Annotated in this window: 15 protein-coding genes; 12 read left to right on the forward strand and 3 right to left on the reverse strand. The window is 54.2% G+C overall.

Features of this window, described 5'->3' with window-relative positions; all coding sequences use genetic code 11:
- The first annotated feature begins 281 nt into the window (after positions 1-281).
- From A6X21_RS11165 to mdoH, 3 genes are all read left to right on the forward strand, one after another.
- Positions 282-1,838: a glucan biosynthesis protein G gene (locus A6X21_RS11165; RefSeq protein ID WP_165603768.1), complete on the forward strand. Its 1,557-nt coding sequence runs from the start codon at positions 282-284 to the stop codon at positions 1,836-1,838.
- A complete protein-coding gene (locus A6X21_RS11170) occupies positions 1,835-2,491 on the forward strand; it encodes a hypothetical protein (protein ID WP_068847876.1) in 657 nt (218 codons plus the stop codon). The genes A6X21_RS11165 and A6X21_RS11170 overlap by 4 nt, the downstream gene beginning before the upstream one ends.
- 344 nt (positions 2,492-2,835) lie before the next feature.
- Complete coding sequence (gene mdoH, locus A6X21_RS11175) at positions 2,836-4,887, forward strand: glucans biosynthesis glucosyltransferase MdoH (RefSeq protein WP_165603769.1); 2,052 nt, start codon at positions 2,836-2,838, stop codon at positions 4,885-4,887.
- Positions 4,888-4,928: 41 nt separating this feature from the next.
- On the opposite strand, the gene A6X21_RS11180 is transcribed toward mdoH, so the two are convergent.
- Together A6X21_RS11180 and A6X21_RS11185 are read right to left on the reverse strand one after the other, a co-directional pair.
- Positions 4,929-6,464, reverse strand: coding sequence for a porin (locus A6X21_RS11180; protein ID WP_068847878.1), 1,536 nt, complete (start codon positions 6,462-6,464; stop codon positions 4,929-4,931).
- Positions 6,465-6,782: 318 nt separating this feature from the next.
- Positions 6,783-8,516, reverse strand: coding sequence for a sigma-70 family RNA polymerase sigma factor (locus A6X21_RS11185; protein WP_068847880.1), 1,734 nt, complete (start codon positions 8,514-8,516; stop codon positions 6,783-6,785).
- A gap of 696 nt (positions 8,517-9,212) precedes the next feature.
- On the opposite strand from A6X21_RS11185, the gene A6X21_RS11190 reads away from it, so the two are divergent.
- From A6X21_RS11190 to A6X21_RS11220, 8 genes are all read left to right on the forward strand, one after another.
- The gene (locus A6X21_RS11190) at positions 9,213-10,358 is read left to right on the forward strand and encodes a citrate synthase (protein WP_068847915.1); all 1,146 of its coding nucleotides are present in this window, start codon (positions 9,213-9,215) and stop codon (positions 10,356-10,358) included.
- Positions 10,359-10,466: 108 nt separating this feature from the next.
- Positions 10,467-10,886, forward strand: a complete 420-nt coding sequence (locus A6X21_RS11195; RefSeq protein WP_068847882.1) for a hypothetical protein — start codon at positions 10,467-10,469, stop codon at positions 10,884-10,886.
- 32 nt (positions 10,887-10,918) lie between these two features.
- A complete protein-coding gene (locus A6X21_RS11200; RefSeq protein WP_165603770.1) occupies positions 10,919-12,163 on the forward strand; it encodes a phosphotransferase in 1,245 nt (414 codons plus the stop codon).
- A 52-nt stretch (positions 12,164-12,215) separates the two neighbouring features.
- The gene (locus A6X21_RS24345) at positions 12,216-12,425 is read left to right on the forward strand and encodes a hypothetical protein (RefSeq protein WP_131818298.1); all 210 of its coding nucleotides are present in this window, start codon (positions 12,216-12,218) and stop codon (positions 12,423-12,425) included.
- The gene (gene rfaE2, locus A6X21_RS11205; protein WP_068847886.1) at positions 12,406-13,968 is read left to right on the forward strand and encodes a D-glycero-beta-D-manno-heptose 1-phosphate adenylyltransferase; all 1,563 of its coding nucleotides are present in this window, start codon (positions 12,406-12,408) and stop codon (positions 13,966-13,968) included. The genes A6X21_RS24345 and rfaE2 overlap by 20 nt, the downstream gene beginning before the upstream one ends.
- Positions 13,965-15,029: a lipopolysaccharide heptosyltransferase II gene (waaF, locus tag A6X21_RS11210; protein ID WP_068847888.1), complete on the forward strand. Its 1,065-nt coding sequence runs from the start codon at positions 13,965-13,967 to the stop codon at positions 15,027-15,029. The genes rfaE2 and waaF overlap by 4 nt, the downstream gene beginning before the upstream one ends.
- A 13-nt stretch (positions 15,030-15,042) precedes the next feature.
- Positions 15,043-16,188 (forward strand): glycosyltransferase family 4 protein, encoded by a 1,146-nt coding sequence (locus A6X21_RS11215; protein ID WP_068847890.1) that lies wholly within the window; start codon positions 15,043-15,045, stop codon positions 16,186-16,188.
- The gene (locus tag A6X21_RS11220) at positions 16,169-16,975 is read left to right on the forward strand and encodes a lipopolysaccharide kinase InaA family protein (RefSeq protein WP_068847892.1); all 807 of its coding nucleotides are present in this window, start codon (positions 16,169-16,171) and stop codon (positions 16,973-16,975) included. The genes A6X21_RS11215 and A6X21_RS11220 overlap by 20 nt, the downstream gene beginning before the upstream one ends.
- Before the next feature lie 666 nt (positions 16,976-17,641).
- Here the strand turns inward: A6X21_RS11220 and A6X21_RS11225 are convergent.
- Positions 17,642-18,721, reverse strand: a complete 1,080-nt coding sequence (locus A6X21_RS11225; protein ID WP_068847894.1) for a formylglycine-generating enzyme family protein — start codon at positions 18,719-18,721, stop codon at positions 17,642-17,644.
- A gap of 638 nt (positions 18,722-19,359) precedes the next feature.
- Between A6X21_RS11225 and A6X21_RS11230 the strand changes: the two genes are divergently transcribed.
- On the forward strand, positions 19,360-20,370 hold the full coding sequence (locus A6X21_RS11230; protein WP_165603771.1) for an FAD:protein FMN transferase: 1,011 nt from the start codon (positions 19,360-19,362) through the stop codon (positions 20,368-20,370).
- Positions 20,371-20,886 lie beyond the last annotated feature (516 nt).

Below are 20,886 nucleotides of genomic sequence, written 5' to 3' on the forward strand. Positions count from 1 at the left end.
AGTTGGCGTAGCGGGCTTGTCGCGAGAGATTCTTCAACTCGCGATCGATTCATCAGGGAATAAGTACCGTCTTTAGCTGCTGGCATACGACTTGCTCATTCTTCCTACAACCCGCTCCTCGCTCAATTTGGAGGCACTAGTCAGATCTGTCTATGTTGAATCCCACGCTTGCCGCTCGCGTGATGGACTCTCTGTTGCCTGAGTCACTGTTTACCAAAGCAGGACGAATGGCTGCCGTATTTTCCAAAACGCTGTTTTTCTGCAGCATGACATTTGTTAGCATGGCGAACGATTCACCTCCTACGCTGGAGAGTCGGATGAGCCATGTGCAGTCATTTGCAGATCTGGATCTGGTGGCCAGTGAACTGGCGAAAGGTCCCGTTCTCCCGACAGATCCTTTGCCGCAATCGCTGGCCGAGATGACTTATGATCAGCATCGGATGATTCGCTTTCGGCCAGAGCGAAGTTTCTGGCTGGATGAGAAGCGACCTTATTGGCTGCAGACCTTCCATCGTGGTTTCGTGCACAAAGACCAGGTACAGCTCTACTTGTTGGAATCTCTGGGGTTGGGAGTCGCCACCCAGAATTCTGTCAGGCCGCGATTGGTTGAATTCGATAAGGCTCATTTCAAGTATGAAGGCGATTTGAAGGCGGGGGATTTGCCGGCCGATCTCGGTTATGCAGGCGTCCGTTTTATTGGCTTCTTTCCTGGTAATCCGCAGTATTCGGAAGTTGCCTCGTTTGTGGGTGCCAGTTACTTCCGGGCTCACAGTGAGAAGACAGTCTGGGGCTCTTCGGCCCGAGGCTTGGCGATTAACTGCGGGCTTCCCAAGGCGGAAGAGTTTCCTGTCTTTCGGGCGTTTTATGTGCAGCAACCGAAGCCGGGTGATTTGTCGCTCACCTTTCTGGCGTTACTCGATAGCGAGAGTGTGGCGGGAGCTTATCAGTTCGTGATGACTCCTGGAGTTCAGGCCACCACTTTTGATGTGACGGCTCGTCTGCATTTCCGCAAAGTTCCCGAGAAGCTGGGAATCGCTCCCTTAACCAGCATGTGGATGTGGGGGGATGCATTGGCAGGCCCCAAAGGCGATCACCGCCCTGAAGTGCATGATGCCGACGGTCTACTGATGAAGGGTGGCGATGGTCAGTGGGCCTCGAGAAGTTTTTACAGGCAGAATTACCCATCGCTCGTGCGATACCCGTTTGAAAAACTCGCAGGCTTTGGCGTGATTCAACGCGATCGCAATTCCGCACATTACAAAGATGATGAGGCGCGATACTCCGAACGACCCAGTGTCTGGATCGAACCTCAGGTTCCGTGGGAGAAGGGGGCTCTGGAACTCCTCGAGTTGCCAGCGGAACATGAAGGGATCGATAACGTGGCAACGTGGTGGGTGCCTGATCAGAAGCCGGTCGTTGGACAGCCACTGGATCTCAAGTATCGAGTCAGTTTTTTTGCCGGTGATCCTCCCGAACATCAACAGGCGAAAGTGATTGCTGTCGATCTGGTGCGAGAGAATCCCAAGAAGTTTGTCTTCCGGATTGATCTCAGTGGCGCACGCCTTGCAGAGGCGAATCCCGAGAAAGTGAATCTGGAACTGATTTCGATCCGCTGTGCGATCACTTCTCAACGGATTGAAAAGGTTTCCGATCAACAGTGGGTGCTGCATCTTGTTGCCGAACCGACAGGTGAAGGCCCCTTGGAATTGATTGCACGGCTGAGCGATGAAGGTCAGCCTCTCACAGAACGATGGAGTTATCTGTGCCCGTTGGAGGCTCCCCCGGTGGTCTTGCCACCGTGGCGTGTTCAACAGAATCAACAGGAGACATCTCGATGATCATGGTTGCTTTCGCAGTTGAAGACTCACCCGTTGATCTGGGAAGCTCCGCACAGATTGTCGCCCGCTGCCATGTGGCCGACTATCTGCGAGATGCAGGGATCCGGCATCCCGATCTGCTGTCGTCGCTCTCGAAGCGATTTGTCGAAGAGGCTGAACAGCTTCTGGAAGATACTCAACCGGCAGGGATGGATGGGGAACATCATCCTTACAGTGCTGCCGAGTTGTGTGAAGCGGCCTTGAGGCTGGCTTTGCGCGAGCTCGAATCGACCGTAGAACTGTTTCCCGGTGCACAGGACTTCTCGGGAAAAATGACTGTGATTCCGGGCAGTTCGAATGGAGGAACAGCAGAATCGCAGGAGGCACCTGCCGAACTCGCTGAAGGGGTCGAAGCGGGCAGCAAATCCTTGGGCAGCAATGGCTCGCGATATCTCGATCGTCGGCTCCAGGGGGCTGTTCCGCACTTGGCCCAGATCTCGATGGTGAGAATCCGGCCCAGTGATGTGGCTCCAGAAAGCCAGAAAATTGCCATGCGGGCACAACTCCGTCCCAAGCTGTTGCGTCTCTTTCGCAAGGGCTACTGGCGAGGCGTCTGGAAAAACCTGTGCCAGGTGCTCACGACCGTCAAACTGCGACTCGAACCTGTCCGCTAAGCCAGGAGTCATTGCCAAAGATAACTGGTGAACGGCGCGGGCCTTCGAAAATCGGATGCCTGCCCCAATGATCCTTCTGTTGGGATTGCCTGTGTAAGTTGGGATTGCCTGTGTAAACAGTGCAAACACAGTTTCCCAAAGGGAGTCTTCGAGAGGCAGTGTCCGCAAAAAGTCTCTATGGGCCAGAGATGAGTAAGTTCCTCGATCGTGACTGACAGGTTGCGATTGTCGGTTGTCAGTGGCTCAATAGGCGGAATCATTTTTCACCACCAGGCTGTTGTTTTGATCCCCGTTGGGGGTGCAGCATTTGACAGCGACTGGTTCATGCTCTCAGGATCAAATTCGTGAATGCCAGCAGCACCACTCCTTTGAAAGTTTCGCAGGTTTCTCAGCCGGGAAGTCGTCGCTTTCGACTGTCGCTCGCTGTGCTCACTCTGACGACAACCGCTTTTGCCATCTGGCTGTTTATCTGGTCGTTGGGAGATATTTCTAAAAATCCGGCAACGTGGCTGCTCGTCCCCTTATTCGCCCTGCTGGTGCTGATCATTTCCTTCTCGTTCTGGACCAGCACGCTCGGTTTGTGGTTGACGATCACCCAGCGTCGCCAGTCAACATCAACGTCGCAGGCATCGCACAGTTCCTTACCAAGGACGGCGATCCTGATGCCCGTTTACAATGAAACGCCCGCTAGTGTCTTCGCGAATGTCCAGGCGATGATCGAGTCGCTCGCGACCACACCGCATGCGGCGGACTTTGACCTCTTCGTCCTGAGCGATACCACAAATCCGGATATCTGGCTGGAAGAAGAGCGGATGTGGGGTCGCCTTTGTCAGCGACTGACTGGCCCGACCAACGTCTTTTACCGCCGACGGCCCAAAAATACGGCTCGCAAGGCGGGGAACATTGCTGATTTCTGTGAACGCTGGGGCACACAGTACGACCTGATGATTGTACTCGATGCCGACAGCGTGATGGATGGCCAGACAATGGTCGAAATGGCCCGTCGCATGCAGGATGATCCGGCCCTCGGAATTCTGCAGGTGCCACCTGTCCCTGTGAACCGGCTTTCATTTTTTGCTCGACTGCAACAGTTCTCAGCCAGACTTTACAGCCCGGTCCACATGGAAGGTTTCAGTTCCTGGGCGAGCTTTGACAGTAATTACTGGGGGCATAATGCCATTATCCGCGTGGCTCCCTTTATTGATCATTGCGGGTTGCCCACACTCCCGGGCGTGGCCCCACTGGGTGGCGAAATCCTGAGTCACGACTTTGTGGAAGCCGCTTTGATGGCACGCGGTGGCTGGAAAGTGGCTCTTGCGCACGATCTGGCGGGGAGCTATGAAGAATGCCCCACGACATTGCTTGATTATGCGAAGCGAGATCAGCGCTGGTGCCAGGGAAATCTGCAGCACATGCGGCTGATTATCAGCGAAGGTTTACGACCGATCAGCCGTCTGCATTTGGCCATGGGCGTAATGTCTTATCTGGCATCCCCTCTGTGGCTGCTGTTCACGCTTCTGGGGCTATTGGCCATGGCAATCGACGGGATCTGGCTGGGGAGTACTCAGGAACGGATCAGTGGGCTGGTGGTCTTTGCTTTCACCATGTTTCTATTGATGGCACCGAAGGTCTGGAGTCTCGTGGCTTTGGCATTTGATCGTCCACGAAGAGAACAATTCGGCGGCTGGTCGAAGATTATTCCCAGCGTGCTGATCGAAACGGCCGCCTCAGTTCTGGTGGCCCCCATCATGATGCTGTTTCATACGCGATTTGTGATCTCGACCTTACTGGGCGAAAAAGTGCAGTGGAATGCCCAGAACCGGGGAGATGGAGATATTGACTTTCTGGCGGCCTGCCGGGTGTTTGGCCCGCATACATTGACCGGGCTGGTGGGAAGTGCCTTGATCCTGTTCTTTGCCCCCGGCCTGTTTTTGTGGTTGTCACCCATTTTGCTCGGTTTGTCGCTGACGATTCCTTTCTCGAGAATTCTCGGCAGTGTCGAACTTGGACAATGGCTCGCTCATCGGCGACTGCTCCTGATTCCTGAGGAATCGGAACTCACACCGATTCTCAAGCTGCAGCAGCGTGCACTGGAACAGCATGAGCAATACGCGAATGCGCATGATCGCAGTCAGTTACTCGGAGAGTTGCTTTCCGACCCTGGCTTTCAGGCTTTGCATGCTTCGATTCTGCAGCAGACAGCCGCAGGGCTCCCGGCTCCAGAAGCCAAAGTTCGCGAATGGACTCAAGCCATACTCACTCAAGGGCCCGAGAGTTTGAGTGTTGAGGATCGCCGGCAGCTATTACTCGATCGAGAAGCACTGCGCGAGCTGCATATTCAGTATCGAGTGCGGCAGTTACATCCCGAACAGGCAGCAACTGCTTCGCCTATGTAGATGACCTCGGTACATGAACTCAATGAATGAGTTCCGGCTGTTTAATAGTTAATCTGGAACTGACAGCGAATGATATCTCCGCGGAACTGTCCATAAGATGTTCCCGAAGAGCGAGCCGAGACGTTTGTACGATCGGCGATCGTGTACTGAGTTGAAAACTCCATTTGCGGATTGATCTGCCACTCGAAACCCAGTTCCCATTCGTTGATCGTGCCATAGGGAGCGTTGGCGAAATTCTTGAGTCCACCCTGATAATAAGTGTAGCGACCAAACGGGAAGATGATGCCGTGTGATTCGGTTTCCAGACGGTATAGGGCCATGACATAGCCACCAGTCAACGAACGTTTAACAACAGCCGTCTGCTCGTCATTAAGGCCCGGGCCATTGCCAATATTCCACTCGGCCTGCAAGCCCCAGGGTTGAGGATACCAGACGAACGTCCCCGCCAGGCGTTGATCGACAATGCCACCATCATCTCCGGCTCCAATTGTGCCCGCGGGAATAATGGCGGGGGGCACACCCAGTGGCCGAATGGGAGCGGAGCCCACGACATACTTTCCGGTGTAGGCCTGTACGCCCATTTCGAGAATCTGGCCGTTTTCGAGCTTATGAGGGACAGCGAGTCGTGTGTAAAGGTGGAGGTTGTCATTTTCTTCGAGAGTCGAGCCCCCTTGACCGTTAAAAGCTCCTATGCCGAAGACACCGTAGTTCCCGGAACCTTTGAGACCTCGATCGAGAACTTCTTTGAAAAGGTCTTGAGCGCCTTCAGGTGTCCAGTAGTAGACGACACCCAGATCGCGTTCGTTTCTGGTCGCTGAGTTAATGCTGTCACTGCGATCCAGGGGAGCCCGGTTGGAACTGGATTGGAGGTCTTCCCAGCCGTAAGGGACCTTGGACTGTCCGATACGAACACGGTGAACTTTGTCCTCATCGAAGTACAGGTCGCCATACCAGTCACGGATCTGTGCATAGTAGGTCGAATCGTCACTATCCGGCACCGTGGAGGCGAAGTCGGATTGAAGATAGACATATAAATTCTCGGAGACATCGCCTGATACGATCAGACGTGCCCGTCGAATAAGAAATGACTGATCATCACTGACGGAGCGATCTCCAATGAGTTGAGCCGGTGCCCCGTCTTCATCGACCACGAAGTTGTATCGAAACTGGGCGTACCCTCGAAGACTCAGCCGGTCATACCATTGTTTGGGTTTTGAACCGCCAGGAGTATAGGTCTGCTCATCGACAGTGGTAATCGAAGGGTCTTGAACCTTGCTCCAGCGTTCCTCAAAGACATCGCGAAACGAGCGGTCATTATCAACGTTGGTACTTAACTCGTTGTTCAGCCGGGCAATTTCCTGCTCATTTTTTTCCAGACGCTTCAGTAGTTCGTCGTAGGAACCTGGTGCTGGATTGGCAGGAAGTGCAGAATCTGTTTCCTGTTCATCGAGACGAACCTTACCCTCGGTCACAGCAGATGGACCGGGAGGCAAGGAGCTCTCCTGTGCGAACCCTGAGATTCCCAGAGTGGCAGAAATTGCCAATACCAGCACTCGACATCGGGTCGGCAAGGGCACGATGGCTCCTCTGAGTCTATAGAAAATTCTACGCTCTCAGAGTCATCGTCATAACCGGCAAAGTTGTTGATGGTTTTCAGGCAATTCTGGTGATTCGCAGTCAAGTGCGATGCCCGGAGGTCGTTCATGGATTGTTCGGCAGAAGTTTGCCGGTGTTAAAGCCAATCTGATGTTGAAAGGCTTAGAGACCACGCCCTTTCGCAAGGCCTTCAGGGTCGTGCCACCCAGACTATAAAAAAAGAAACCTCACCTTGTCGAAACAAAGTGAGGTCTCTTCAGAAGAGCAGATCGAGAGATTTCTCGACTCGAATCAGGTCATCAGTTGGCGGCGGCGAGTGTCATGGAGTCTTTCCTCCGACGAGCCGATGGTGAACTCTTTGATTCTTCTGACAGAATCGTGTCCGAGTTGAGCAGTGTGCCTGGGGCAGCAGGGTTCGGAAGAAGATCTTCCACGAAGCCTTGCAGGTGATGAGCACGCGTGTGGTGCTGCAACTTCTTAAGTGCCTTCGATTCAATCTGGCGGATACGCTCGCGAGTGACCTTAAAAATTCGGCCAGTTTCTTCGAGAGTGTAGCTGTAGCCATCGCCCAGGCCGTAACGCAGACGAATGATTTCCCGTTCACGATACGTCAGGCTGCGAAGCACAATATCGATCTTATCACGCAACATTTCACGCAGAGCGTTATCGGCAGGTGTCGATTCGTGACTGTCTTCCAGAAAATCACCAAAGCTGGAGTCTTCGCTTTCACCAATCGGTGTATCGAGACTCATCGGGTGCTTCCAGGTCTTCATGATCCGTTCGGTATCTTCGACCGACATATCGACAGCCAGTGCCAGTTCTTCAATGGTTGGCTCGCGACCAGTTTCCTGGCGGATCTGTTCACTCTTGTTCTTCAGCGTCGAGATGCTTTGGAACATGTGGACCGGGATACGAATCGTTCGGGCATGATCGGCCACGGCGCGGGTGATCGCCTGACGAATCCACCAAGTGGCGTAAGTCGAGAACTTATAGCCACGGCGGAATTCGTACTTCTCGACACCACGCATCAGACCGGCATTCCCTTCCTGAATCAGGTCGAGAAAGCTCAGGCCCCGGTTGCGATACTTCTTAGCAATCGAGACCACCAGCCGCAGGTTGCCACCGGAGAGTTGCTGCTTGGAACGTGTCCAGCCGCCAAATTTTTCGAGGACACGGCGAATGCGCTTCTGGAAATCGGCTGGCAGTTCCTGCACATCCTGAATCAGACCTTCCAGTTCGGCTTCAGCGGCAGCCACATCGGCGGCTGTCATTGGCATCTTGCGGATCTGGCGGGCAGAAATCTGCTTCTGAAGTTCTGTCATCCGGAGCGAGATCTGTTCCATACGCCGCATGACAGGCTGGAGCCTTTGGGTGCGGACGCTGAGTTCTTCACAGAGAGTCGCCAGCTTGCTGCGACGAATGGCCATGCGTTCGCGAATGACGGCTTCTTCGGGAGTCCCGATGGCGCCTCGAAGGAGTGTAAAATCCTGTTTGTTCTCGTCCAGCATGCGCTCAATGGTCGGCAGATTGTGAGGCATACGAGCCAGAATCTGATCCTTCTGAACGCTTTCGGTATCTGATGTCCGCAGCGTGCGCTCAAAGGGGAGTTCCCCAAGCCGGACTTTGTGCACCGTATCGACCACAATGCGAATCGCGAAATCGGATTCGAGCATTCGCCGGCGGAACCAGCGGCGAGTCATTTCGATCTGTTTGGCCAGGTAGATTTCACGCTCGCGTGTCAGCAGGGGAATGTGGCCCATCTGGCTCAAGTACATGCGAATCGGATCACGCGAGCTGGAATTGGATTCCGGCTCAAGCATTTCCAGCGGAGGCAACGACTGCAGTGGATCAATACCACCCTCAGGCTCAACGGCGTCGAGACCGGCAGCCTCAAGAGCCATAATGAGTTCATCAACGAGCGCAGGATCTCCCCCTTCATCAGGGATGTACCTGTCAATTTCTGCGTAAGTCAGAAAGCCGCGCGAGGCGCCCTGATTCAGCAGTTCACGAAGTGCGAGTTGTGATTGATCCATAAGTGTCAAACCTCCTTGTCGAGACAGCTTCCGATCGCATTAACCAGAGCGACAGCGGTACCTTGACCGTATCACTTTGGCATGGAGCCGCCCGACGAGCATGCAAAAAAACTGCTCGTAACCCCCGGGCCGGCGATCCACGTCGCAAACGTACCGCAGGGAAAGAACGAATCTGGCTGATCATCAATCAAATCTTACGGCATCATGCCTACAGATTTTATTTGTCAGTCCAGTCTGCTTAGCAGGATCGGCCTCCATGGCTCAGGCGAAACAAAGCCTGCAAACCAAGGCAACGACCGTCGCGTCGACAGCTTCCATTCTCTCTCTGCGATCAATTGCTCGGGAAATGCTAACGTCGAGAGAAGAAAACTTCTGCGAAATCTGCCGCATTCGATAATTTTTTTCCAAAAATTTTCTTGCACAACCGACTTCGATTCATCTCGCGATCAAAACGCTCGATTTTTTCTGTCCAGTTGTGCACCTTCACTCCCTTCATCTGCTGAAAGATTTTCTGGTTGACGAGATTGTCAGGACTTCAATTTGTCTCGAATGCTGATTCGGCTCTATCGAGCGTTGATTCAACAAATTCGCCACTGCTATACTCATGTGGTGACGACTTTTGTGTCAATCACTGCTACCACCGGATCAATCCGCCAACATCACCAGCCTTTGCCTGAACACGAGAAAGCCCACCCAATGTCCGACGCTACGCTCGACAAGGAAAAAATCGCTGCCAAAGGTCTCAAGGGGATCGTGGCTGCTGATTCTCAAGTCTGTGATGTGGATGGCGATCTGGGCAAACTGATTTATCGCGGCTTTAACATTCACGAACTGGCTGAATCGAGCACTTTCGAAGAAACGTCTTACCTGCTCCTGCACGGCGAACTCCCCACGGCAACACAACTGAAGGAGTTTACTGAACTTCTGATTCACCATCGTGAAATTGATGCGCCGGTTCTTGACTGCCTGAAATCTTTGCCACCCAGTACTCCTCCGATGACCGCTTTGCGGACGGCGGTATCGATCTCTGGTTGTTACGACCCGCTGGCCGAAGACAACTCGCGAGCTGCGAATCTGGAGAAATCTGTTCGCCTCACAGCCGAAATGGCAACGATTACTGCCGCCTTCCGCCGCTTACGAGAAGGACTCGAACCGATTGCCCCCCGCAAGGATCTCAGCCATGCGGGCAATTTCATGTACATGCTCAATGGGACCGTTCCCTCCGAAGACGCCACCCGTGCAATGGATCTGATTCTGATTCTGCATGCTGAGCATGGGCTGAATGCCAGTACTTTCGCCGCCCGCGTGATCGCTGCCACTCTGGCCGATCTTTACTCGGCGGTGACAGGTGCGATTGGTGCTCTTAAGGGGCCACTGCACGGTGGTGCGAATACCGAAGTCCTGAAGGTTCTCATGGAAATCGGCAGCGTGGATAACGTGGCCAGCTATGTGGAAACCACCCGGGCCAACAAGGGTAAGTTCATGGGCTTTGGCCACGCGGTCTATAAGGTGGAAGATCCACGGGCTCGCCATCTGAAAGCACTCTCCGAGCGACTGGGGAAAGAAACAGGCGATCCCAAGTGGTACGACATGTCGATCCTGATGGAGCGACTGGTGCGGGAGTCAATCAATCGATACTGCAACGTCGATTTCTACTCGGCCAGTCTGCAGCATTACATGGGAATTCCCGGCGATCTGTTCACCTGTGTTTTCGCCACCAGCCGGATTGTCGGGTGGTGTGCCCATGTGCTCGAACAGCTTGCGGATAACAAGATCATCCGGCCCTCCTCGAATTACATTGGTGCACCAGAACGTCATTACGTTCCAGTAAGCCAACGATAACGCGTCGATTGATGACGGGTTTGGCCCGTGCCAGTGAGGTTAAGTCTTGGCCCGCATCGACGACGTCGCGATAGAGCGAGGCCAAAGTAGCCTGGTAAGGCCGAAAGTATGACCTCTGCCAGGCTGCTGATTCTTCTCGACTGGACGGCTGGGGCTGGTGCAGGAGTGCTCATGATTCTCCTGCGCTTTTGGCTTGCCGAACTTTATCAGTTGCCTGCGGAACTGATGCTGACGTTCGGGATGGTGAATCTGGCCTATGCGAGCTTTTCGTTCATCCTCTGGCTACTGAGTCGCAAGGATTATGTCCCCGGGCTGCAGATGATCGCCGCAGCGAACATTTTATGGGCCATCGTCTGTCTCGCGATGTTCTTTGTCTGGTGGGGCACCGCGAGTTTTCTGGGAGCCGGGCATTTTGTCGGTGAGGCGCTGATTGTCGGTGGGATGGGTCTCCTCGAATGGAGAGTTGCCAATCAACAAGCAATACCATCCCTGCCCAGCGAAGTTTCATCCGGCGAGCATATCCCGTAAGGCTGGCGATGATGGTGGAGTCGGCAGTAAATGTGGCAACGCGCCTGGAGCCCATTCCTGCTCCCTGGCAACAGTATTTGATCGAAATGTGCCGCCAGAATTTTGACTGGTTAACTCAAGTTTCTGAGCTGGAAATTCAACGAGTTCAAAGTGCCGCCTTCAGTGGTGCTCAGGTTTTTCAGTTGAATTCACGACAGCTCGGTCAGTTTGCACTGAGGCTCTGGCCGACCGATGCCATGCCGCCCGCGCGATTGACGGGGCTCCACGCCTTGTTGCGGCATACACAGCAACTCGGCTTACCCGTAGCTGCTCCCGTGCCTGTTTCAAAGCCAAAGGCCAGTCAAGAAACCATGAGCTGGTTTCGGATAATGGCCCCGTCGCCGCGATGGGCTGGCTCGAGTTCAGCGAACATGAACTCCCCAGTTATAAACTCGTCGGGCATGCATACGGTGGGACGAGAGGAAGAATTCCTCTGCCAGTTGGAACCGTGGCTGAAGGGACAACCACTCGACTCCAGTCATCTTGATGAATCCAGCGTGACGAAAGTCATGGCCATGCTGGCCCGCTGGCATACGGCTGCCTGTTCTTTTGCATCACCTCCGGCGTGCCACGCATGGTTTGCTCCGAGCCACCAGTGCGTTTCTCCAACAGTTCTCAAATGTCTGGCCAGGCTGACCCGCCAAGGGGCTGAGCTTGCCCATCGCGATGCGGTGGAACCTGACCTTGGGGGAACTGACCTCACCAGTCTCGATAACTTTGGGTGTTTAGTTAAGCTTCGTAAGCTGGCTCAACTTGTCGATAATTTGATTCCACCCATCATTCGAGATTTAGCACCCTGGGCCTACCAGAAAATTCCGCTCACGCCGTGTTGGGGTGATTTCTGGTGTCAGCATATTCTTATGGAGCATCACCAGGTTTCCGGGTTACTCGATGCGACGGCAGCTCGTACAGATTCCGTCGCCATAGACCTCGCAAGGTTTCTGGGAAGTTTTCATGCCGTTCAGCCTTCCATCCGAGAGCTTGGCTTTGAGGTTTATCGTGGTGTTCGTCCACTCTCTGAACTCGAGATTCGTCTTGCCCGCGTCCTGGAGCGCGTCGGTTTGCTGATGGCGGGGATGTTCTGGATCGAATCGTTGATCGGTAAGAACATCGGAGATCACCAATCACAGTATTGGCAGAGGTGGCAGATGATCTCGATGCGATTGGACTGGCTGTTGTGCCGCCTGAGTCTTCTGCATGCCGAGCTGCTGGAGAATCCAGGGCTTAACTTGAGATAGGCGTGAATGTTACGTTGCCAGTCGATTGTTCCTCATCCAGGGAGAATCGGGATTGACGAAGTCTGGTTTTACAGGGATTATCCCGGATTGCGTGACCCAACTTGAGTCGGGAAGTCCTGTGATGGGAGCCCTTCGTCGGTTCAAATCGGGCATTCAGACAAGCTGGCAAATGTCAGGAAGACACTTTTCGCTGTGGCAACAGATTGCCAGCAGCGATTTACTTAAGGCAGGGATTGCCAAGGATGTCGTATCACCTCATTGACGCAGTCGAGCGTCTGGGTTGCCCACGGTTACTGGTCGTTGGCGATCTCATTCTGGATCGTTACGTCTGGGGTGATGCCGAGCGGATCTCCCAAGAAGCTCCGGTCATTCTGCTGCACGAACAAAGGCAAGAACTTCGTCTGGGTGGTGCTGCGAATGTGGCCCAGATGGTCAAAGGGCTCGATGCCGAAGTCACGCTGCTGAGTATTATTGGAGCCGATGAAGAAGGGCGGCAGGCCTGCCGCGAACTGGAACGACTCGATATTGATTCCGGCTCTGTCTGCATCGATCCCTCCCGACCAACCACGTTGAAAACTCGCTACATGGGGAGTGCACAGTACCGGCATCCTCATCAGATGCTGCGTGTCGATCGGGAAGTCCGTAATGCCATCGATTCTCAATTGGCCACCCGATTGCTCAATCAGATTCTGCCGCATTTAAAAGACTTTCAGGCCATTCTGGTTTCGGATTACGGCAAAGGCCTGTGTACCCAGGAGTTGCTCGAACCTTTAATTGCGGCTGCTCGCAAGGCAGGAATTCCCGTTGTCGTCGATCCCGCCAGTCATGGCAAATGCGCCGCTTATCGCGGTGCCACATCCGTGACGCCCAATCGCCTGGAAACCACGCGTGCCACGGGAGTTGAAGTCCGCACAGTAGAAGATGCCTTCGTTGCCGGTAAAAAGCTCTGCGAACTGATGTCGCTCGATTATGCATTTGTGACAATGGATCGCGACGGAATTGCGCTGGTTCACAATGATGGAACTTCCGAGCATCTTCCAACCCGGCCTCGCGAAGTCTGTGACATTACCGGTGCTGGCGACATGGTCATGGCCATGATTGGCGTGGGCTTGGGAGCCGGATTGGCACCTGCCGATCTGGGGCGGCTGGCGAATGTCGCGGGCGGGCTCGAAGTCGAACAAATTGGTGTGGTCGCCATTTCGCGGGAGGAGATCCTCACCGATCTCATGCGGACCCATCGACATGCCGAAGGAAAAATTCTGAACGTGCCGGCATTGCAACGGCATGTCAGTGCCCGGCAGAAGACGGGCCAGAAAGTTGTTTTCACCAATGGCTGTTTTGATCTGCTCCACGCCGGCCATGTCAGTTACCTGACGGAAGCGGCCTGCGAAGGCCAATGTCTGATTGTGGCGATCAATAGTGATGACAGTGTCCGCCGACTGGGAAAAGCTCCCGATCGACCAATTTTCGATCAGGAGTATCGCGCCCGCATGTTGGCAGCACTGGAAGTCGTCGATTACGTCGTCGTCTTCGATGAAGATACACCCCACGCGTTGCTGCATGCCTTAAAGCCCGACGTCCTGGTGAAGGGCGGTACCTATTCAGCCGAAGAAATTGTGGGCCGGGAGGTTGTGCTGGCTTACGGTGGAACTGTGAAGCCGATGGGGATGGTTGAAGGTCTTTCGACCACTCAGATCGTTCGCCGACTTCGTGAGCAGGACGCCACTGTGCTTTCGCTGGCCGCACATACTCAGGCAGTCACTGCACCAGCATCGGCTGGTCATGCGGATCGGAAAGCGGCATGAAACGGGCCATTTTCATGCCCAATTGGGTCGGTGATGCATTGATGGCCACACCGGCCCTGCGTGCCTTGAGATCGACGTTTCCTGGCGATGAAGCAGTCGCCATTCTGCAACCTTACGTGGCTGAGGTTCTCGCCGGAACGGGTCTGGTGGATCGCCTGATTCTGCGCAGCAAAACATCGAAGCCTTTATCAGAAAGCTCGCCACCAGTTTTCTCGGGTTGGTCACTGATTTCTCAGTTAAGAAAAGAACGTTTCGACGAAGCGATTTTGTTTCCCAACTCCTTGCATTCTGCGTGGCTGGGTTGGGCCAGTGGAGCCAAAAAACGAATTGGCTTGAACCGGGATGGCAGGGGACTATTGCTCACGCAGCGCATCCCTTCCAACAATAAGAAAATTCCTCACCCGGCGATGGAGGATTATCTGCAGATTGTCGCAGCGGCCGGGGCCGTAGTGCCAGCGCCTCGACAGGCACAGATGGAACTGGCATTAACGGAACCAGGCCAGTTCGCGTGGAAAGGTTTTCTCGCGAAGGAATCAGCGATTTCCGCTGCACCGGGGATTGTGGCCTTCAACACGGGTGGTGCCTTTGGTGCTGCGAAAGACTGGCCTACGGAATCCTTTGTCGAGCTGGCTCGAAAAATCATCAACTCGACAGAAAACGCAGTCGTTGTGCTTTGTGGCCCGGCTGAAAAAGCGAAAAGCCTCGATATTGAGTCGCGAGTGAATGATCCTCGCGTGCGGTCTTTAGGGCGCGAGTCACTGTCGCTGTCGCTGACGAAATCGGCCATTGCCGGTTCAAAGATGCTGATCACGACCGATTCAGGCCCCCGGCATTTTGCCGCTGCCTTGCATGTGCCCCATGTGGTCCTCTTTGGCCCCACACATCAGGCCTGGAGTGAAACCTGGTCGCCCCTGTCGACTTCGATTCAACTCACCATGCCCTGCGGCCCCTGCCAGCAGCGGGTTTGCCCACTCGGGCATCATGATTGTATGCGTCTGCTCAAGGTCGATTTCGTCTGGCGAGAAATCCAGCGGCAATTATCTCAGCGGAATGCTGCTTAGAAGGAGAGGCAAAATGCGGATTGCACTCGTCCGTCGCGTTTGCTCGCTGAAAAAAGCAGGGGCCGAAAGGTACTGCATCAACCTCATGCGGCAACTCAGGGCCAAAGGCCACGAGGTCACCATCGTGGGAGAATCGATGGATGACTCCCTCAAGGCTGAAGCCAAACATCTTAAAGTACCCGTCTCGAAGTGGACTTCCTGGACCAAAAACCTGAGCCTCGCCCGCAATGCAAGGAAGGTCTTTGCTAATCAGGGCTTCGATATTGTGCATGGACTTTCGCGTGTCTATGGCCTCGATACTTATCGGCTCACCGACCCGCTCCAGACGCACTGGCTTAAAGTCTTTTATCGCGGGAAGATGCAGCAGTTCCTCCAAAGATTGAACCCCAGGCATCGCACCATATTAAGGATTGAAAAGCAGCTCTTCGGGCCAGATGGCCCCCGACGAATCATCGTGCAGTCGAAGCTCGATGAGCGGCTGCTGAAGGAATACTTTGAAGTCGATCCCAAACGTGTTTGCCGGGTTACTAATGGGGTCGATACGACAAATTTTCATCCCGACTATCAGCAAGAACGGCTGGCAGTACGGGCTGAGTGGAAAATTCCTGCCGATGCACCGCTCCTGACGTTCGCCTCGATGGATTTCCGTCGCAAAGGTCTTTCGCGATTACTCCAGGCCATGGCCATTGCTCGAACGAGCGGAATGTGGCTGATGGTCATTGGTGACGGCGACATTGCCCGATTCAAGGCCCTGGCGGCTTCAATGAATCTGGCTGATCGACTGGTTTTCACTGGTCGACAGCAGGCCATTGCCAGGCTCTATGCCGCCAGCGACCTGTTTGTCCTTCCCACAATTTATGAACCCTTTCCTAACGTCAATCTCGAAGCGATGGCCTGTGGCATTCCAGTCATCACCACAGCCACTGCCGGCGGGGCGGATGCGATTGAACCAGCGATCAATGGCTATGTCATTGCCTCACCAGACGATGTTGAGTGTCTGGCAGATCGCATTGATTTTCATTTCGGTCGCGGAGAGACACAGTTACGTCTGATGTCGGCCGCCGCCCGCTCGACAGCCCTGCGTTACACACCCGAAGCGAACGCCGAGCAGACATTGGCAGTCTTTCAAGAGGTGCTCAGTGAAAAAGCGGCCGCTTGAAGTTCACGATGCCGGTCGAGTCGAGATTTTCACGGAAGATGCCCCACTCTTTCGAGAGCATGGCCTGCTTTCGGCAGCATCGTTGTGGCATCTCTCCAGTGAGACGGCCAAGAATCTGCGGGCCGAACGCGTCACCAGCCGATTCGAACTCAAACAAGCCGATGGAACTCTCCGCAGGTTTTATATCAAGCGGCATTCTCCCAGTTCACTCAAGGAATGGATCAAACCCCTTCTGCGAGGCCAATGGCCACAGCTAGGGGCCCGGCATGAGTGGGAAGCCTTATGGCTCTTTCTGGAACATCAACTGCCAACCATGCAGCCAGTGGCTATTTTTCGGCATGGTCGTTACAGCGGCCTCATCACGCGCAGTCTCGAAGGAGCCGTCAAACTCTCGGAACTTTATAAACAGCAGAAACTTTCGGCACCCCAGGAGCAGGTTCTGCTTGAAAATGTGGCCCGTCTCACAGCCCGGATGCATGGCCACGGATTTCATCATCAGGATTACTATCTGGGCCATTTAATGGTTCCTGAAGCCGATTTAACGGCCACCCCCTGGATCATCGATCTGGGGCGAGTCCGCCATTGCCGAAAACTGGCCCGTCGCTGGATTGTGAAAGATCTTGCCCAACTCAATTACAGTGCATCGCAGATCTCCGGGCTCAAGCGGCTGCGTTTTCTCAAACGGTATCTGGGCCGATCATTCGGTCAACACGATCTCAGCCTCATCCGTTCGATCATGTCCAAGACCAGTCGAATTGCCAGACATTCCCGCAAGAACCAGCTTTGATGCCAGCGATCTCAAACATCAATGTGCCATGCTTGCGGCAGTGTGCTGACGACAACACATAAGTTGACAACATTTTTCCCCCGAGGGTGGCCCGGCCAACTCGTGCCTTACTTGCCTACACAGGTCATCGTACTTTGAACGATGACAAGAAACCGCGCCATCCGCGTGCCTCTGGAACCCTCGCCCGCGTCTGCGTGGGAGAGGGCAGGGTGAGGGTCTTTTCCGTTAGATGTCTATTAATCATTAAGGCGTCCGCAGAAGCGCCGATTGACTGTCAGTGGCTAGATCGGAAAAGCATCCCGCGATGAAGCCGATCGTGGATTGCTCCCCCAATAAGTCCGAGTTTCCCTCATCCCGGCCTTCTCCCGTCAGAACGGGAGAAGGAGTCAAGAACCCTCGCCCGCGTCTGCCGGGAGAGGGCAGGGTGAGGGTCTTCTCTCTATCTCAATATGCCAACGGGTGGCACGCCCTGAAGGCCTTGCGTAAGGGCGTGGTCTTTACCCGCGTGGTCGAGGGCAGATGACTTCATTCGACCCCAGATACTTGATTCTACTCCACGTCACACGTTAGATGGAACGCGCATGGCGCAGCTTCTTGTGATCGTGCCTTGGCACGACCACCCGGCCGCGAGTTGGCCGGGCCACTTTTCAATCGACGCATTGTCAATCAATCGACCTTACGATTGGGATTCTCGCGAGCATCCGATGGCAGAATGGCATCGTAGGTTCTCGCCTTACGTTCTTCAGCGGTGGGAGGCGTGAGCGGCCGCACAACGCGGAAGCCGACCTGCAGCGCATCCGTCATGTACCAGACCGACTTGGGCAGGTTTGGATCCTGAATTTTCCATTCATCCGAAGAAGGAATGCGCGAGGCACTGCGGAGCGCTTCGGGATCATCATCCCATGAACCACCACGAGCCACGCGGGGATATTCGGTCGTAGGGATGTTCACCGGATTGACAGGGATCTCCCCTTTCTTGAAGGTGGCGTAGAATTCGGGATCATACTTGTCGATGCACCACTCCGAGACGTTGCCGTGCATATCGAACAGGCCCCAGGGATTGGGTTTCTTCTGACCTACCTGCTGGTACTTTTCGCTGGAGTTTTCGAAGTACCAGGCGTAATCCCCTAACTTCGAGGCATCGTCGCCAAAGGAATAAGGAGTGGTTGTTCCTGCGCGGCAGGCATATTCCCACTCAGCTTCTGTCGGCAAGCGGTAGTAATGTCCGGTCTTGGCCGAGAGCCATTCGCAATACTTCTTGGCAGCATGCTGAGTCATGCAGATGGCGGGGTAGCCTTTCTGGCCCATACCAAAGGTCATATCGGTGTAAGGCTTTGTCGGCCGGGCAATCAGGTCGGCCACTTTATCACGGGCCGTGGGTGCCTCACCGGTAAACTGTCGGCGCTGAATATCCAGATTGTACGACCAGATATCGTATTCATCCCAGGTGACTTCCGTTGCACCCATCCAGAAGGGTTCGATCTTCACTGTATGCTGCGGACCTTCATCCGGCTTGCGGCCTTCTTCCGAATCAGGGCTCCCCATCACGAATTCCCCACCTGGAATGGGGATCATCTTGAAGGTGATGTCGGTATTACCAATCGTTTCGGTATAAGGCTTCATGCTCGGTGGCAATGGGTCAGCGGCAACTGCTGTGGCTGCCGACGCACCGACGGCCATCGCGACCGCCAGTTGAAGCACTGAACGAAGCCTGACGAGATCGATCATGAATGTTCTCAAACGCATTCGCTGTTCCTGAAAATCAATGGGTTTACCAACTGCTGGTAAACTTCGAGAATCTACGTTCGCACACACCTTGACTCATTGAAAAATCTTTCGTCAACGTATGACTGGATCCAGAGATGCATCCAGCTTCATCCATTAACCGAAAGAGGCAGAACAACAGGGGCAGGTATCAAGGTGAGATTGTCAGCAGGATTACTAGTCTAACCTCTCTGGAGACCTCCGGCAAATCTGATATGACCTGGGAACGGTCTAAATCGGGTGGAAATCGTCGTCACGATTGAGTTTTTCGGTGACCAGCCACAAAGCCTCGTTACTTTGCATTTTCTGTCAAAACCTTTCTGCCATAGGAATAGAACCTGAGAATCGACCCCAAGAATTGTATCCGAAATAACTTCTTCTCAAGGCCGCTGGTCATGCCCAACAGCGTGACAAAGCATCGGAGAACATCAGTGATTGTCGCCTTAACTTCAGTTTTTACTCTGCGATCTCGTCAGAAACCGGGGAATACCTGGCAGGTTCTGGCAGTTCTTGCATGGCTTCTGCCAATTTGCTGCACCTGCCTGGATGACCGCACAAGTGATGCCGAGGAAAAACCGGCCTCGCCCCCTTTGAAGTTGTTTTCCGACCAGGCGATTCGGATGGGGGTTGATGTTGTGCTGCAGACTTACGCTCCCGACGAAACTCGTGCGAAAGCGGCGTTTGCCAAGGTCTGGCCCCGGATTGATGAACTCAACAGCATTTTGAGTGATTACGATCCCCAGAGCGAAGTCATGCGTCTCTGTGCCAGTGCCCCTCACGCCGAGTTTGTGCCCATCTCGAAAGATCTCTCAACGTGCCTGCAGGCTTCTGTCCGTTTGGCCCGTGAATCAGACGGAGCCTTCGATGTCACGATAGGTCAACTGGTGAAACAGTGGCGACGGGCGCGCCGCAAACAAAGTTTGCCGACACCCACGCAGATTGCCTCAGCCCGCGAGTCGATGGGCTGGCAGAACATTTGCCTCTCGCCGGACGGGAAGATGGTGCGGCTGCTCAAGCCCGGGATGCAGATTGACTTTGGCGGGATCGCCAAGGGATATGTGGCCGAAGAAGCCCTGAAGATCCTGCAACACGAAGGGCTCCCAGTCTCTGCCGTCGCCGTCAGTGGAGATATGGCGCTCGGGGATGCTCCTCCATCACCAGACGCTGCGTCATCGAGTCCTCAAAAATCATCGGGCTGGAAAGTTCTCATGCCAATCCCGAAGTTTCGCTCGCCCTCGACAGAAGTTGTCGAGAGTTCAACGCCCCTCAAGAACCCGGGCACAGCCAACACAGCAGAACCAGATTCTCCCGTGGTTTATCTGTCAAACTGTTGTGTCTCGACAGCGGGGGACGAATTCCAGTTTCTGGAGATCGACGGCATCCGCTACTCCCATATTCTCGACCCTGCCACTGGAATGGGTCTCACGCGGCAGATTCAAGCGACTGTGATGGCCCCCCATGGCATCGATGCCGATGGTCTGGACACCACCTTATGTATTCTCGGCCACGAAAATGGAGCCCGCCTCATGCAACATCACCCAGCGGCCGCCTGGATCGTGCATGAGCTGACACCGGAAGGAAAAGTCATCAGCACGCCAAACGCTGGGTTTAAGAAACTGATGGACCGATAGTTTTTTACTTGCCATAGCATTAACAATCCAATTCGGGCGCAACTTTGTGAGGTGAGATTCAGATCTCTATCGCGTTGCCGAAGCCGCATGGGCCTTCACCGCTTAATTATCGGAGTTTTGCATCAGGTTCGTAAAAAATGTGCACAACAGTGATGAAGTGTTGTCAAATCTCCACACTTCATTGGCTTTCGTCTCACTTCTATACTCACACCGGCCTTCCCTCTTCCCTTTGAGACCACCTCATTGGGCCTTGTATTCAATACCAAAACTGAAAGCCAACAGATTCCATGCTGTGTCCATCTCCTCGATAGAGTCAGAGCTTGCTCGCTGCATGTACAAAGGTCGGACTTCGTTCCAATACCGACTGTGCAGCGACTCGTCAAAGCCAGTTCCATGGACGCAATACAATAGATAACGACCTAGCAGTGTTGATACAAATGCGAGATGGTCAGCCTCGCAGGCTATTTTAGAAAAGTCCGACGCAACGGCAAGACGTCGTATATTGCGCACTCCCGC

Origin of the sequence: Planctopirus hydrillae (genome assembly GCF_001707835.1) — a bacterium.
GTDB lineage: Bacteria > Planctomycetota > Planctomycetia > Planctomycetales > Planctomycetaceae > Planctopirus > Planctopirus hydrillae.

Coding starts and splice junctions, on each gene's coding strand:
- A6X21_RS11165 (WP_165603768.1), top strand. CDS start 282: ATGGCGAACGATTCACCTCCTACGCTGGAGAGTCGGATGAGCCATGTG.
- A6X21_RS11170 (WP_068847876.1), top strand. CDS start 1,835: ATGATCATGGTTGCTTTCGCAGTTGAAGACTCACCCGTTGATCTGGGA.
- A6X21_RS11185 (WP_068847880.1), bottom strand. CDS start 8,516: ATGGATCAATCACAACTCGCACTTCGTGAACTGCTGAATCAGGGCGCC.
- A6X21_RS11190 (WP_068847915.1), top strand. CDS start 9,213: ATGTCCGACGCTACGCTCGACAAGGAAAAAATCGCTGCCAAAGGTCTC.
- A6X21_RS11195 (WP_068847882.1), top strand. CDS start 10,467: ATGACCTCTGCCAGGCTGCTGATTCTTCTCGACTGGACGGCTGGGGCT.
- rfaE2 (WP_068847886.1), top strand. CDS start 12,406: ATGTCGTATCACCTCATTGACGCAGTCGAGCGTCTGGGTTGCCCACGG.
- waaF (WP_068847888.1), top strand. CDS start 13,965: ATGAAACGGGCCATTTTCATGCCCAATTGGGTCGGTGATGCATTGATG.
- A6X21_RS11215 (WP_068847890.1), top strand. CDS start 15,043: ATGCGGATTGCACTCGTCCGTCGCGTTTGCTCGCTGAAAAAAGCAGGG.
- A6X21_RS11225 (WP_068847894.1), bottom strand. CDS start 18,721: ATGCGTTTGAGAACATTCATGATCGATCTCGTCAGGCTTCGTTCAGTG.
- A6X21_RS11230 (WP_165603771.1), top strand. CDS start 19,360: ATGGGGGTTGATGTTGTGCTGCAGACTTACGCTCCCGACGAAACTCGT.